Origin of the sequence: Clostridium guangxiense, assembly GCF_021043395.1 — a bacterium.
Classification (GTDB): Bacteria; Bacillota; Clostridia; order Clostridiales; family Clostridiaceae; genus Clostridium_S; species Clostridium_S guangxiense.
Genome location: NZ_JAJNKE010000033.1, coordinates 14,106 through 30,116 on the forward strand (window position 1 = coordinate 14,106; position 16,011 = coordinate 30,116).

The window sequence follows — 16,011 nt, forward strand, 5'->3', positions numbered from 1 at the left end:
TTTAGGCTTATTGTTCGTATTTTATGACAAAATAGGTTTAAGCACAATAAAAGCTGTAGGTAAAATGTCTATTAAAATGGATGTTTATTAAAGCACTGCAAAAATATCTTATATTAAATAGTAAAATAGGCAAACTAAATTTGTATATGTTAACAGTTTAACTAAAAGTATATATAAATTGTATTTTGCATAGTTTTGCTATGAATAAACACTACAAGACAAAACGGACATAATATTTTTTTCATAATAAAATATTAAAATAAATCTGGGAGGTACTTATGTTAGAAAAAATTTTTCACTTGTCAAAAAACAACACAAATGTCAAGACAGAAATTTTAGCTGGATTTACTACTTTTATGACAATGGCATATATACTCGTAGTTAATCCTCAAATCTTAAGTAAAACTGGTATGCCAATAAAAGCTGTTTTTACAGCTACAGCTCTTGCATCATTTATAGGAACTATAATAATGGCATTTGTAGCAAATTATCCTTTTGGAATGGCTCCAGGAATGGGACTTAATGCACTATTCACTTATACAATATGTATTACTCTTAAATTTTCATGGCAGACAGCTCTTGCAGCTTCTTTAATTGAAGGTCTTATATTCTTAGTATTAAATGTTTTTAAAGTTAGGCAATTTATAATCGATAGTGTTCCTCAGACGCTTAAGTATGCAATTAGTATTGGCATAGGATTTTTTATAGCATTTATAGGTCTTCAAGACGCAGGAATTATAGTAAAATCAGAGGGAACTTTAGTTACACTAGCAAATTTAAAAACTCCAGCAGTGTTACTTGCAGTTTTAGGTGTTTTATTTATAGCCGTTTTATACAACAGAAATATAAAAGGTTCTTTTGTAATTGGTATGCTTGTAATATACATAGTAGGTATAATATTTGGAATTGCAAAAGCGCCAAGTACAATTTTTGCACCTATTCCATCAGTTGCACCTGTATTTATGAAATTTGATTTTAAAAGTGCAATGGTTATAGGTATAATTCCAGTAATACTTACAATGCTCTTTATAGATATATTTGATAGTATTGGAACTCTTATAGGTCTTGCTTCAAAGGCAGGATATTTAGATAAGGATGGAAATGTTAAAAATGCGGATAAAGTTCTTACAGCAGATGCTGTTGGCTCAACATTAGGAGCTTGCCTTGGAACTTCCACACCAGTTGCGTTTGTAGAATCAGCTTCTGGAATTGCAGAAGGTGGAAGAACAGGACTTACAGGACTTACAATAGCAGTACTCTTTTTACTATCGCTATTTTTATCACCTCTTTTTACAGCAATACCTTCATTTGCAACTGGGCCTGTTTTAATTGTACTTGGAGCAGTAATGATGGAACCTATAGGCAAAGTCAATTTTTCTGATTTTACAGAAGGATTTCCAGTATTTATAACTTTGTTACTTATACTTCTTACTTATTCAATTACAGATGGGCTTGCATTTGGATTTTTATCATATGTAGTAATTAAGGTGTTTTCTGGTAAATTCAAAGAAATACCAAAAGCTTTATATGTAATCTCAATATTGTTTATAATTATGTTTGCACTTTAATGTAAAAAAAACTGCACAAGAGAAATCTTGTGCAGTTTTTTTTATATCAAATAGGGAATAATATTTTGTGTAAAAAAATGTTATTAGAGGATACAAAAAAAGAAGAAATTTAAAAAAATATGTAAAAATAATAATGAACTATGTCAATTTTTATTATATTAAAAAAGCATGTCAATATTATAGGGCAAAAATTAATACATTGATTTATGAAAACGTTTTTTGAAGGACAATATGGAACTTTTAAATAGTTAAAATTCACGATATAATATTAATCGTTGCAATTAATAAGAAGGAGGGTTTTCATGAACATTTTTAGAAAGAAGTCTTTAGAAAGCATGCTTAATAGTGCAGAAAAGACACATCTTATAAAAAGCCTTAAGGCAAAAGATATAGCAGCTTTAGGAATAGGTGCAGTTGTTGGTGTTGGTATATTTGTTGCAACAGGTACAGGTGCACATATGGCAGGACCAGCCATAATAATTTCATTTGTTTTGGCAGCTATAGTAGCATGCTTATGTGGATTAAGTTATTGTGAACTTGCCACTATGTTTCCAGTAGCGGGCAGCACATATTCATATGCATATATAACCTTTGGAGAATTTGTAGCAATGATAATAGGCTGGTGTTTAACGGCAGAATATCTAGTGGCATGTAGCGCTGTTGCATCTGGTTGGTCAGGAACTTTAATTGGAATATTAAAGAATGTGGGAATAAATCTTCCTCACAGCATTATTACATCACCAAGTAAAGGTGGAATCCTAGATCTACCAGCTGTGCTTATAACTTTAGCTTTAACGTATATGTTATATTATGGAATGAAAGAAAGTTCCCGTGTAAATAATATAATTGTAGGTATTAAAATACTTATAATTCTTTTGTTTTTAGCATTGGGCGCATCGCATATTAATGTTACAAATTATAAACCATTTATGCCATTTGGTTTTAAAGGAGTTTTTCTTGGGGCATCAACAGTATTTTTCTCCTATATAGGGTTTGATGCAATTTCAACTACAGCAGAAGAAGCTGAAAATCCAAGCAGAGACGTATCAAGAGGACTTATAATCTGTCTTATAGTTGTAAGCTTATTATACATATCAGTTGCGTTTGTTCTTACTGGTATGGTTCCATACAAAGAGATAATATCAGAAAATGCAGTTCCAGGTGCGCTTGCAAGAGTAGGAATTAGATGGGGATCAGCATTAGTTGGTGTTGGAGCTATTTTAGGTATGATTTCAACAATGATAGCAGTTCTTTATGGTCAAATAAGAGTGTTTATGGTTATGTCAAGAGATGGACTTATTCCAAAAGTTATTTCAAAAATCCATCCAAAACATAATACACCATATGTAGCCACTTTGTTAACAGGTATTACAGCAGCTATAATAGCTGGAGTTTTGCCACTTGATATTATTGTTGAATTCTTAAGTGTTGGCACTCTTTTAAGTTTTTCAACTGTATCACTTGCCGTTGTTGTGCTTAGAAAGACGATGCCTAATTTTGAAAGAAAATTTAAGTGCCCAGGGGTTCCATTTACTCCTATAATAACATTGATAGCTTGTATAGCATTGCTTACAACATTAAGGCCTATAACCTGGCTTGGATTTGTTATATGGCTGAGCATTGGATTGATAATATACTTTACTTATGGAGTGCGTCATAGTGTACTTCAAAATCAAACTAAAGAAATGGAAGAAAATTTAAAGGAAAATTATAAATAGATAAGACTTTATGCCTTATCTATTTTTTTGCTATAAATTATAATAAATTATCAATTTTTATTGATTATTAATAACAAAATGTTAACAAAATATTGACAAATATGATGATTATAAATATAATTTAAATATTAAGAATATTATTTACAAATAAATTTCGAAATTTCAAATGGTCAATCTTTAGTAATGCATATCATATTTAAACTGTGATAGGGGGCTGTATCATGGTAGTAACTTGTGGTAACATGTTAAAATTACCTTCTCTTGAAAAAATGAAAGTTGTAGCAGGAGAAAAAGGATTAAATAGAATTATTCGATGGGTTCATGTTATGGAATATCCAGAATATTCAAAATGGCTTAACGGCGGAGAACTTATTTTATTTTCTGGAGTGTCTATTGAAAATGATGTAGATAAATTTATAAATTTTGTAAGGGACATAAATTCTAAAAATGTTTCTGGACTTGCAGTTAATATTGGACCGTATATTAAAAAAACACCAAAGGAAGTTATAGAACTGGCTAATTCACTTGGATTCCCAATATTTGAATTTCCATTTCAAATGAAGTTTATAGATGTAAGTCAAAGTATATGTAAAGCAATTTTTATGAATAAGATAGAACAGCAGTCTAGAGATAATTTTATGAAAGATATTATCTTAAGAGGAGTAGTCTTCACGGAGGAGATTTTGGAAAGAGCTATTTCGTATGGATACAACCCAGATGAAAAGTACTATTCCTTTGTTATAAATCTTGAAAACTTTAATGAACTTACAATTAGAGATGGAGTTCATAATGGTGAAAAAATGCTTCAAATTAAACAACATGTGGAACAAATAGTAATGAGTGTGCTTAATAAAAGAGGAAAAAAGCCAATTCAAATAACGGAAGATAGTTCTATTATATTGATGGTTCCTGAGGGTAATAATAATTCTTATGAAAATTCAGTTGAAGAAATCGGGGAAGAAATAATTGAAAATATAAATGTTGCCATTGATAAATTAACTGTGAATATTGGCATAGGTGGATTATGGAATGAGCTTAAGGATTTTAAAAAAAGTGTCGGTGATGCCCATAGAGTACTTAGACTTTTAAAATCTAATGGACTTAAAAATGCTGTGAGGTATTATGAAAATGTTGGTGTTTATAAATTATTTTTCGAGATAAATAACCAAAGTGAGATGGAAAAGTTTTATTTAAATTCATTAAAAAATTTAATGGAGTATGACAATAAAAATGCTACAGAGCTTATAGAAACCCTTGAAGCTTATATAGATGAAGGAGGAAATTTAAATAGAACATCTGAAAAGCTTTTTATCCATAAGAATACTTTGAAATACAGAATTAAAAGAATTGAAGATATTTCAAAGTGTGATCTGAAAGATGTTAATGAGTTATTTGATTTTTATATTTCATTTAAAATAGAAAAGTTCTTAAAAATGAATCATTTCAACAGTTGAGGTTGAAATGATTCATTTTTTTATTCCTTTGAAACAAAATTACGTATGTATATTTGTCCAAAATGAATATATAAAATTAATTTAAAATATGATAAATTATATATAACATTATTAATAAATCATTAATAAAATACAAATAAAAATAATATATTGGCAATAACAAATGAAAAAAATTAATAATATTTCAAAAGGCGAAATTGATAATCATATATGTAAAATTGGAGGTAGTGAATTATGGAAAAGTTAAAAAAAGATAACCTAAGCATAATTGAAACCGTAGCTCTATCAGTTGCAATTATAGCACCTACAGCATCAATGTCACTTAATATATCATTAATGGCTAAAACGGCTGAGTTTTCTTCCCCACTTGTTTTTTTAATTTCAACTATTATTGTGGGAATTGTAGCTTATTCGGTCATTAAGTTTAATCAATATATATCTACTGCTGGATCACTTTATACTTTTACAAAAGAAGCACTGGGCAGAAGAATGGGTTTTATATCAGGCTGGTCACTTTTATTTGCTTATATGGCACTTGCAGCAGGTTGCAGTGCAGGAGCTGGAGCATTTACCTCTAAACTATTAGCTGTATTTGGAGTACAAATAGATTGGCTTCCATTATCAATAGTTCTTTCTATAGGTATGATATTTCTTGGAATTACAGATGCCAAAATAAGTACAAGAATAATGCTTGTTATGGAAGGAATGTCAATTTTACTAATATTAGTTTTATCAATTGTAATTATATTTAAAGTTGGTGTCACTAAGGGGTTAAGCATTACTCCTTTTAAACTAAATGGCGTTAAACCGTCGGCTATTGCTGGTACTTCAGTGCTTGCATTTTTATCCTTTATAGGCTTTGAAAGTGCATCTAGTTTAGGAGAAGAAACAAAAAATCCTCGTAAGTACATCCCTATAGCTATAGGAAGTGCAGTATTTTTAACTGGAGTTTTTTACTTATTATCAAGTTATGCTCAAGTCATAGGCTTTGGATTAGATGCAAAAGGTCTTAAAGCAATAACATCGTCTACACTTCCACTTTCAGATTTAGCGCGTAAATATGCATTTAAAAGTTTTGGAACTCTTTTAATTTTATCTGGATCACTTTCATTTTTCTCTTGTGCTCTTGGTGCTGTATGTGCAGCTGCAAGGATGTTATTTTCAATGAGTAGAGATGGATTAATGCATAAAAGTATGAAAAAAGTTCATAACAAATATAACACACCTTATTTTGCTCTTATATTTATAATTGTTGTTAATGTGATAGCTCAAGCAGCTTTATTTAATAAAGATGGTATTGATGTATTTGGGTATTATGCAACAATTGGTTCACTTGCAATATTAGTATCGTATATATTCACAAGTGCTGGTGCAATAGTTTATTTTACAAAAAATAAAGTTTGGAACAAGTTAAATTTATTGATCCCAGTTTTCGGAATTATATCACTTATATATGTGCTGTGGTCAAGCATTTATCCTGTCCCTGAATTTCCACAAAACTTATTTCCTTATATAGTTCTAGGATGGATTGGACTAGGTGTTATATTAAGTAAAATGTTTGCTAAGAAAAACTTATACGTTCAAACCAACAAAGAAGATATTTTTATTGAAAATGCTAATTAATTAAAAATTTAAGATATATTTAAATTAAAATACTGGAGGTATTTATAATGATAAGAGAGTCAAATGCAAAAATTATTACTCAAGTTCCAGGACCTAAATCTCAGGAGCTCACTAAAAAAAGAGAAAGGTACGTTGCAAAAGGGGTTAGCAGCAGTACACCTGTATTTATAGATGAAGCTAAAGGGGCACTCATAAAAGATGTAGATGGAAATGTATTTGTAGACTTTGCTGGTGCAATAGGTGTTCAAAATATTGGACATAAAGATGAAGAAGTAGTTGAAGCTATAAAAGCACAGCTTGATAAATATATTCATCCAAGTTTTCATGTAAATATGTATGAACCATATGTAGATTTAGCAGAAAAACTTACTGAGATTACACCTGGAGATTATTCTAAAAAGGCAATGTTTGCAAATAGTGGAGCTGAAGCAGTTGAAAATGCTATTAAAATAGCCAGAGCATATACTAAAAAACAAGGCATTATTTCTCTTCAAGGTTCATTTCATGGTAGAACAAATATGACGATGTCAATAACAAGTAAATATAAGCCATATAAAAGTGGATTTGGTCCTTTTGTATCAGAAACTTATAAAACTGATGCTGCATACTGTTATAGATGTCCATTAGGCTGTAAATATCCAAGCTGCCAGATTGCTTGTGCAGAGAAGCTTAGAACTATGCTTAAGACTGTTATTTCACCTGATATGATTGCTTGCCTTATTGCAGAACCTGTTCAAGGTGAAGGAGGGTTTGTTGTTCCACCAAAAGAATATTTTAAAACGCTTCAAGAAATCTGCAATGAAAATAATATAGTATTTATTGTAGATGAAGTGCAAGCAGGTTTTGCAAGAACAGGAAAAACCTTTGCACATGAGAATTTTGACGTTGAAGCTGACCTTATAACTATGTCAAAGTCTATAGCAAATGGAGTACCACTAAGTGCTGTAGTAGGAAAAGCAGAAATAATGGATGCGGCTTGCGTTGGTGGTATAGGAGGAACTTATGGTGGAAGTCCTCTTGGCTGTGTGGCTGCACTTAAGGTTATAGAAAAAATAGAAAAAGAAGATTTAAATTCAAAATCTCTTGAGATGGGTAATTATATAATGAAGAGATTAAATGAAATGAAAGAAAAGTATAATGTTATTGGCGATGTAAGAGGTCTTGGAGCTATGATAGGTTTGGAGTTCGTTAAAGATAGGGATACAAAAGAACCTTATGGTGAAATAGTTAAAAAAGTAATTAAATATTGTTTTGAGCATGGTGTAATATTCCTCAATGCCGGATTATTTGGCAATGTAATTCGTTTCTTACCACCTCTTGTAATGACTAAAGAGCAGCTCGAGTATGGACTTAATACTTTGGATGATGCAATAAACGCTTCTATTTAATAAATAAACTGTATTTTAAAAGAATATTGATAAAGTTTATGGCATTAATTTAAAACAAAGCTTATAAATAAAAGTGCTTTCTAAATTTAGAAAGCACTTTTATTTACGAATGAACTTGAGAAAAATAATTTTATGGATATATATTTCCTATTTTGATATAATAATTAAATATATATTTTATTTATAAAATGGAGGTAAAATAATGAAAAATCCAATAGTTACAATTGAAATGGAAGATAAAAGTAAAATTGAAGTTGAATTATACCCAGATATGGCACCTAACACTGTAAATAATTTTATTTCTTTAATAAATAAAGAATTTTATAATGGTACTATATTTCATAGAGTTATTCCTGGATTTATGATTCAAGGTGGAGATCCTGAAGGAACAGGAATGGGTGGACCTGACTATTCTATAAAAGGTGAATTTTCTTCTAATGGTTTTAAAAACGACTTGAAACATGAAAAAGGAGTTATATCCATGGCAAGAACTTCATATCCTAATTCAGCAGGTTCTCAATTCTTTATAATGGCTGAGGATGCACCACATCTTGATGGAGATTATGCTGCTTTTGGAAAAGTAATTTCTGGAATAGAGGAAGTGGATAAAATAGTTTCTGTAAAGAGAGATTATTCAGATAAGCCTTATGAAGATCAAAGAATAAAGAAAATAACTGTTGACACTTTTGGAAAAGATTATCCTGAACCTGAAAAAATGTAATTTAGGTAAGCTATGTTTTAAATAAAATAACTTCATGCTAGCTGCATGAAGTTATTTTAATCTTAATGTATATGGTTTATATATTAATGTAAATTATAATTTTACAACATTAGCTGCTTGAAGTCCTTTTGCGCCTTCTTCAACATCAAATTGAACTTTATCGCCTTCATTAAGATTTTTTCTTCCAGTCATGCCTTGAATTGCAGTGTAATGAACAAATACGTCATTCTCTCCTTCAACTGCAATAAAACCATAGCCTTTTTCTGAATTAAACCATTTAACTGTTCCTGTTTTCATTATATCCTCCTAAAACGACACATAATTATTGATATATTAACTATACATCTGTGTGCCCTAATTACAATTTTATTATAGCATAAAATTATACATAATAAAACTCTACCAATATTTATTACACGATAATAGTAAACGACATAATTTTTCTATTTCACAATTTTATTATACAAATTTATCAATAATTCAAATATTATATAAAAACATGTAATAATATGTTATAATAAGCTTAATTTTTCTGCTAAATATTCGATATATAATTATATAATTAATAATATTAAAAAATATAATTAATTATATATATTTGAGTGAATTCATAAGAAATACATTCAAAATGGAAAGGTTATATGCCCTTTCCATTTTGATTTTGATAAATTATACATAAAATAGGGGGCTAAGTTATGAAAATAATGCTTAAAATTTTATTATCTTTCATGTGTGTTGTTGTTTTAACTTGTATTGTAGGGGGATTTGGAATTGTCCAAGTTAAAAAAGTTAATTCCAATATAGGTAGAATCTACAACACGGATATGAGTGGAAGCAATGCACTTAATGCACTAAAAAACAATATTGGGACAGCTAGGGTGGATATGCTTTTGCTTATGGATCCTAATAATGGTTATCAGGTTGACAAGCTAATTAAAGATATGGATACGCTTGAAAAAGAAAATAATCAGTTAGTAAAATATTATAAGCAAAATTTAATTACAAATGAAAATAAAAAATTATTCGAAGGATTTGAACAGTATTTTGACGGATGGAAAACGACTAAGGTTCAGTGCGTTGACTATGTGAAAAATAAAGATTACAATGATGCTCAGGTTGAGTTTGAAAAAAATTCTGATTATTTATCGAGCATAATTGAAAATCTAGATAATGAAATAGAATTAAATACTAAACTAGCAAAGAAAGATTATAATAATAGCCAATCTGAATTTGAAAAATCTGTTGTTTTTTGTATCATTATCATTATTATAAGCATGGTAGCTGCAACTGTGCTTGGGTTATTTCTTGCTAAAGATATACATATAGCTTTAGAAAAAATAAGGAAATACGCTAAGCAGCTAGCAGATTTTAATTTTTCAACTCCTATAAAAGTAACTAGAAAAGACGAATTTGGCGAAGCAGGTAAGGATCTTAATAAAGCTCAGGAAAATGTAAGAAATCTAATAAAAACTATTATGTTAAACTCACAGGATATGAGTGCTGCTAGCGAGGAGCTTTCTGCAACTTCTGAAGAATTGTCATCAAAGGCTGAAACTATAAATAATTCAGTAAATGACATAGCTTCTTTAGCAAGTGAGACAAGTAATGCTTCTCAAGAGATAAGTGCTGCAGTGGAAGAGATAAATGCAAATGTAAATCAGTTATCAGCTAGATCTGCGGATGGAAGTAAAAGTTCTAGTGATTCAAAGGAAAGAGCTATAAATATAAAAAATGAAGGAGCAAAAACAATACAGGAAAGCAGAGAGATTTATGAAAAAAAGAGAGAAGATATAATAAAATCAATTGAAGATGGAAAAGTAGTTAATGATATTAAGAACTTAGCAGATGCTATTGCACAAATATCGGAGCAGACAAATTTGCTTGCGTTGAATGCAGCAATTGAGGCAGCAAGAGCTGGTGAGTATGGTAAAGGCTTTTCAGTTGTGGCTGAAGAGGTAAGAAAACTTGCGGAACAATCTTCTGAATCAGTAAATGGAATTAATGAAACTATTGAGGAAGTTCACGCAGCATTTAAAAATCTTGCTTCAAATAGTGAAGAAATATTAAAGTTTATGCACAACAATGTGAATAAAACCTTCGAAGCTTTTGATTATATTGGAAATAAATATTATTCAGATGCTGAGTTTGTAAGCAAAATGTCTGATGAGATATCGGTAATGGCTCAAGAACTAACTAAGACAATAGGTCAGGTAAGTGAATCTATGCAAAATGTTGCAAATGATCAGTATAAATCATCTGAGAATACTGAAGAAATAAGATCAAGTATAAAAGAAGTTGCAAGAGCTATAGAACAGGTAGCAGTAACATCTCAAGGTCAAGCAGAACTTGCTCAAAAGTTAAACGAAATGGTGTTGAAGTTCCAAATCTAATCATATGCGAGGTTTGAACTAATTTAAGTAACTATTTTTGTGCAGTATTCAAAGACTTTAGTTTAGGTGAAGTAAACAGTATTTTAATGTTCTAAAATACTGTTACTTCATCTAGATTGCTTTATCTAAGGCTTTTTGTACTGCTTCCATAATACCATTACTGCTCATAGTAGCTCCTGAAACTGCATCTACATTAGTTGATTGAGCTTCTATAATTTCTTGAGGTACTGTTTGAGATGCTGCATCGAAGAAACGAGGAGTTTCGTTATTGGATAGCATTTCTATATTGGTAATTTTGCCAGATTTAATTGTTACTGATACATTTAAGTCTGGTCTAAAGCCATTTCCAACACCAGTATATGTTCCATCTTTATATGCTTTTTGGCTGCTATCTGAACTTGAACCATTCGAAGAACTACTATTGCTGGAAGTATTGTTTTCGGTTGCTGTATTTGATGAATTAGTATTTTGTTCAGTTTCAGCAGTTTTAGTTGAACTTGAATTTTTTAAATTAGAAGTAGAGTTCAATTTAGCATTTTTCAAGGCATCTTCTACAGCACTCATAATGCCATTACTGCTTCTAGTAGCTCCTGAAACGGCATCTACATCAGTTGATTGAGCTTTTATTATTTCAGAAGGTATAACACTTGAAGCTTGGTCGAAATATCCAGGTGTATCATTAGTAGATACTATTTCGATATTTGATATTTTATTATTTTTTACTGTTACAGAAACTTGCATTCCGGGTTTAAAGCCAACACCTTCACCTGTATAAGTTCCATCTTTATATTGACCTTTAGCATTGTTATTTGTAGTGCTTGATGAAGAAATTATAGAAGCTTTGTTATTTTTAATAGCAATATTAGCAGCGGTTGTACTTGCAGCATACACTCCAGCAAAAGCAGCAATTGCAATTGAGCTTGCTAGGGCAGGATTTAAGTTTTCATCAGCCACACTTATATTAGTATTTTTACGAGGACATACATCTAAACACTTTAAGCAGTTTATGCATTCCCCACTAGTAACTTTGTTTACTTTGTACAGTTCTATTCCCATGGAGCATTTAGTTGTACATAATCTGCACTTTCCACATTTTTCATTTGGCTTATTGATTTTAAATAATCTAAATCTAGATACAAGAGAAAATATTCCGCCAAGTGGGCATAAATATCTGCAGAAAAATCTTTCAATAAACATTGCACCAGCTGCAATTAAAGCAAGTATTATAAAGCCTAAGGAATAATCAAATATGGCATTTTTGAAGTTACTTATTTGAGCAAAGGCATTCCATGGACTAAAGCTATTTAGAGTTTTACTTCCTAGTGTCCATACAAAAATTAAAATAAATATTAAAACTACATATTTTAGCATTTTTAAGATACGATCAGTTTTTGCATCAACTTTAAACTTAAATTTAAATATTTTGCTTGATATCATGTATATAAAATCGTTCATAGTTCCAAAAGCACACATCCAACCGCAGAAAAATCTTCCGAACACTATTGTAATTGAAATTGTTACAAGCATTGTAGTTAAGTATGGCAGGGAAGCAATTAAGTTAAAATCGCCTTTTATTATATCTGAATATAAATTGCCTACTTGGCTAAAACTTAAGGTAAATAATCCGGGAAGTAGAATCAAAAACGCAACTTGAGATATAAAACGAGCAATTTGTAATTTAGAAATTTTATTTTTCATAGTAGTAATCCTCCTGTAGACTAAAGTTTGTATCAGTAAGTCTGAATTTGTCTTTTATATTTGAAGTTAAATATATCTTGTTATCCTTGGTTATAAATATAGCATCTACACCATCTAAGTTTTCTATGAGTTTGATGCTTTTCTGGAGCCCCATTATGTAAACACCAGTTGATAGGCCATCGCCATCTATAGATTTGTCTGATATTATTGTAGTGCTCACAAGCTCATTTTTAGCTGGGTATCCAGTTTTGGGGTTTAATATATGATGAAAGGTTTTATTGTTTTCGGTAGAGTATCTTTCATATCCACCAGAGGTAACAATAGATTTATGCGATAAGCTTAATATACCAACATAACTGCCTCTTATTCTTATAGGATTTTGAATTCCTATGTTCCAATTTTTCTTATTTGGCTTTTGACCAACTGCATAGATGTTTCCACCTAAATCAATGATACCGCTTTTGATTTTATATTTTTTAAATATTTTATTTATTTCATCAGCTGCATAACCTTTTGCAATACCGCCAACATCAAGACTTTGTCCTTCTTTTTTTAACATTATGCTGCTGCTATTTTCATCAAATATAATATTTTTATAGTTTATAAGGTTTAAAATTTCTTTAATTTCATAGTTAGTTGGAATTCTAAAGTTATCTTTTCCTATATTCCATAGCTTTACCAATGGCCTTATTGTAGGATCAAAAGTTCCTTCAGAAAGTTCACTAAAATGTACAGCTTTTTTTATTACAAAATAAGTATCAAAACTAACTTTTTCAAATTGCTTTCCGGATAAGGAGTTTATTTTTGAAATTTCACTACTAGGTTTAAATACAGACATTTTATCATCTATGTCATTTAATCTTTCTTGGGCTTTATTTATTGCTATTTCTGCTGAAGCTCCGTATGCAGTAAGAGATATAATTGTTCCAAGACAATAAAATTGCTTCGAAAAAGAAGTATTTTGTGCAATTGAATTTTTTGAGATTAATTTTTTTATTTTTTCAATAATCATAAATTAACTCACCTCCATTTCACTTATGATACAATTGTAAGGTATTAAGCTTAAAGTAACTTTAGAGTTAACTTAAAATTTGCTTAGAAAAGTGTAAACAGATTGTTATAAAAGGCTTTGCTTTAAGTAAGTGTCAAAGTCAACACGTATTTAAAACAAAGCATTATAAGAAGCCATAGAATATAGCCATTCTATGGCTTGTTATAAATATAATTTAAATTAGTCTATTTAAATATATGTAAAATGTAGTTCCACTGTTAAGGGAGCTTTTTACATCAATTGTGCCTTTATGAGAGTCTATTATTGATTTTACAATTGATAATCCGAGGCCATAGCCGCCGTGATGTCTTGAGCGGTGAGATTCACTTCTAAAAAATCTATCGAATATTTTTACTAAGTCGCTTTCTGATATTCCTGTTCCATTATCACTTATTTTAAGTACCAAAAAATTTTTGACATCTTTAGTTTGTTTATCTAGTGAAATTGTAATGGTACCTTCTTTTTCATCTGTATGATTTATAGCATTTTGTACAATGTTAAATATCACTTGCTTTATTTGATTTTTATTTCCCCAAAAGTACATGTCTCCACTTAAGTTAAGATTTATCTTTCTATTTTTTGAAAGTATTTTTAATTGAGGATAAACTTCTTCTATTATATTTTTCATATTTTCTTTTGACATATCTACCCATACTTGTCTGTCTAATCTAGTTAACATTAGAAGTTCATTTACAAGTTCTGTTAGACGTTCACTTTCTGTTAAAATGCTATTTAAGGCTATATTTAGTTTTTTTTCATCTTTAGCGGCACCCATAAGCAAAACCTCAACAAAGCCTCTAATGGAGGTGAGTGGAGTCCTAAGTTCGTGAGAAGCATCTGAAATAAACTGCTGCATTTTTTTCTTTATGGCATTTTCTTTTTTAAAGGATGTTTCTATACGTTCAAGCATCCCATTAAAAGCTATGGACAAACTATCTATTTCTAATTGTTCATTGTTTACAGGAAGTCTTTTATTAAGCTCCTGTGGTGTAATTTGTTTTACTGTATTGGTCATGCTATATAGAGGCTTTAGGGTCCTTTTTAATACTGCGCCGCCTATTATAACTCCCAAGATTAAAATAATAAGACATGCAAATATATATGTAGAAAGCTGCTTATGAAGTACAGATATAATTGGTTCGGCTTCAGTACTTAATTGAACCAATCCAGAGCTAGAATGTAAATCTCCAATTTTTCGCCATATAACTAAATCTAATTCTCCGTTTATATTCTTAACTAGCGTATACCCCTCTAGGTTTCCTTTTTGATGCATTAGAGCTGTATAATCATTTTTGGCAAGCCTCGGAGCAGGAATACCATGTTTGTATCTACTTTCAGAAGCTATTATATTTCCTTCATTATCTATAACAGATGAGGTTATATTCATATCAATAGTATGTTCCACAAGTTCGTCAGCGCTTTTTATTACATCTTTTTTAGAATACAGCCTCGGTATAAGTTGAGATACATTGTGCATACGTGATTCTAAAACCTGCTCCCTGCTTTTACATAAGTAATGCTTTAAAGAAAAATATTGAAATACTTCTGCTATTATAAGAAAAAGTATTAAAAGCAAAAACATCCTTGTTAAAAGCTGATATTTTAAACTTTTTCGTTTAGACATGTTAATTACTTTTTTCATCATACAACCACCTTATAACCAACACCTCTTACGGTGCGAATGATATTATGATTTTTATCATTAAGTTTATCTCTCAGATATCTTATATAAACTTCAACAATATTTTCTTCTCCGTTAAAATCATAACCCCAAACTTTTTCTAGAATAATGCTCTTACTCAAGACTAGCCCATTATTAGTAAGTAAATATTTTAAAAGGTTATACTCTGTAGGTGATAAATTCAATACTTCACTGTTAAAACTTATTTCATGAGCTCCATCATCTATAGTGAAATTTCCAATGTCAATTTTGCTCATTGATTGTGGTGAGATATTTCTGAGTCTAGCATTAATTCGTGCAAGTAATTCTTTAAAGCTAAAGGGTTTTATCATGTAGTCATCAGCACCCAGATTAAGTCCAAGAACACGATCGTCAATATCGTCCTTTGCTGTTAACATTATAATTGAGGTTTTTATGGATTTTTTTATTTTGTAACATACCTCGTAACCATTCATGCCAGGCATCATTACATCTAGTATTATTAACTCTGGATCTATATCTAAAGCCATAGAAACAGCCTCAATACCATTATAAGCAGTATGAACAGAGAAACCTTCATCTTCTAATCCCATTTTTATAAATTCAACTATACTTTCTTCATCATCAACAACTAATATATTAATTTCTTTTTTATTTAATAAGGTCATATTTATTGCTCCTTTAAGTAAATATTGTTTTATATTATTTTATCAAATTAAAGCATAAAATAAAGCATTACT

General features: G+C 30.1%; 12 protein-coding genes. 7 read left to right on the forward strand and 5 right to left on the reverse strand.

From position 1 onward, the window contains the following. The first annotated feature begins 278 nt into the window (after nt 1-278). The 6 genes from LQK79_RS15910 to LQK79_RS15935 all read left to right on the forward strand — a co-directional run bounded on the left by LQK79_RS15910 (nt 279) and on the right by LQK79_RS15935 (nt 8,472). Nucleotides 279-1,568, forward strand: a complete 1,290-nt coding sequence (locus LQK79_RS15910) for an NCS2 family permease (protein ID WP_053242530.1) — start codon at nt 279-281, stop codon at nt 1,566-1,568. 302 nt (nt 1,569-1,870) lie between these two features. After that, entirely contained in the window at nt 1,871-3,286 is a 1,416-nt protein-coding gene (locus tag LQK79_RS15915; RefSeq protein WP_231017159.1) for an amino acid permease, read from the forward strand. 221 nt (nt 3,287-3,507) lie between these two features. Continuing rightward, the gene (locus LQK79_RS15920) at nt 3,508-4,740 is read left to right on the forward strand and encodes a PucR family transcriptional regulator (RefSeq protein WP_231017160.1); all 1,233 of its coding nucleotides are present in this window, start codon (nt 3,508-3,510) and stop codon (nt 4,738-4,740) included. Between the two features lie 234 nt (nt 4,741-4,974). Beyond that, nucleotides 4,975-6,363: an APC family permease gene (locus tag LQK79_RS15925; protein ID WP_053242528.1), complete on the forward strand. Its 1,389-nt coding sequence runs from the start codon at nt 4,975-4,977 to the stop codon at nt 6,361-6,363. A 47-nt stretch (nt 6,364-6,410) separates the two neighbouring features. Beyond that, nucleotides 6,411-7,751 (forward strand): 4-aminobutyrate--2-oxoglutarate transaminase, encoded by a 1,341-nt coding sequence (gabT, locus tag LQK79_RS15930; protein WP_231017161.1) that lies wholly within the window; start codon nt 6,411-6,413, stop codon nt 7,749-7,751. A gap of 202 nt (nt 7,752-7,953) precedes the next feature. Next, entirely contained in the window at nt 7,954-8,472 is a 519-nt protein-coding gene (locus LQK79_RS15935; RefSeq protein ID WP_053243637.1) for a peptidylprolyl isomerase, read from the forward strand. Between the two features lie 93 nt (nt 8,473-8,565). Here LQK79_RS15935 and LQK79_RS15940 read toward each other — a convergent pair whose 3' ends face one another. Next, the gene (locus LQK79_RS15940; RefSeq protein ID WP_053243638.1) at nt 8,566-8,769 is read right to left on the reverse strand and encodes a cold-shock protein; all 204 of its coding nucleotides are present in this window, start codon (nt 8,767-8,769) and stop codon (nt 8,566-8,568) included. 398 nt (nt 8,770-9,167) lie between these two features. Here LQK79_RS15940 and LQK79_RS15945 point away from each other — a divergent pair, with 398 nt between their 5' ends. Continuing rightward, complete coding sequence (locus tag LQK79_RS15945) at nt 9,168-10,862, forward strand: methyl-accepting chemotaxis protein (RefSeq protein ID WP_231017162.1); 1,695 nt, start codon at nt 9,168-9,170, stop codon at nt 10,860-10,862. 111 nt (nt 10,863-10,973) lie between these two features. Here LQK79_RS15945 and LQK79_RS15950 read toward each other — a convergent pair whose 3' ends face one another. The 4 genes from LQK79_RS15950 to LQK79_RS15965 form a co-directional block, all read right to left on the reverse strand. Further along, a complete protein-coding gene (locus tag LQK79_RS15950) occupies nt 10,974-12,560 on the reverse strand; it encodes an FMN-binding protein (RefSeq protein WP_231017163.1) in 1,587 nt (528 codons plus the stop codon). Further along, nucleotides 12,550-13,572 carry an FAD:protein FMN transferase gene (locus LQK79_RS15955; protein ID WP_231017164.1) on the reverse strand — a complete coding sequence of 341 codons (1,023 nt, stop codon included), beginning with the start codon at nt 13,570-13,572 and terminating at the stop codon, nt 12,550-12,552. The genes LQK79_RS15950 and LQK79_RS15955 overlap by 11 nt, the downstream gene beginning before the upstream one ends. Nucleotides 13,573-13,786: 214 nt before the next feature. Beyond that, complete coding sequence (locus LQK79_RS15960) at nt 13,787-15,253, reverse strand: sensor histidine kinase (protein ID WP_231017165.1); 1,467 nt, start codon at nt 15,251-15,253, stop codon at nt 13,787-13,789. Further along, on the reverse strand, nt 15,253-15,939 hold the full coding sequence (locus LQK79_RS15965; RefSeq protein WP_231017166.1) for a response regulator transcription factor: 687 nt from the start codon (nt 15,937-15,939) through the stop codon (nt 15,253-15,255). The genes LQK79_RS15960 and LQK79_RS15965 overlap by 1 nt, the downstream gene beginning before the upstream one ends. Between the last annotated feature and the right edge of the window lie 72 nt (nt 15,940-16,011).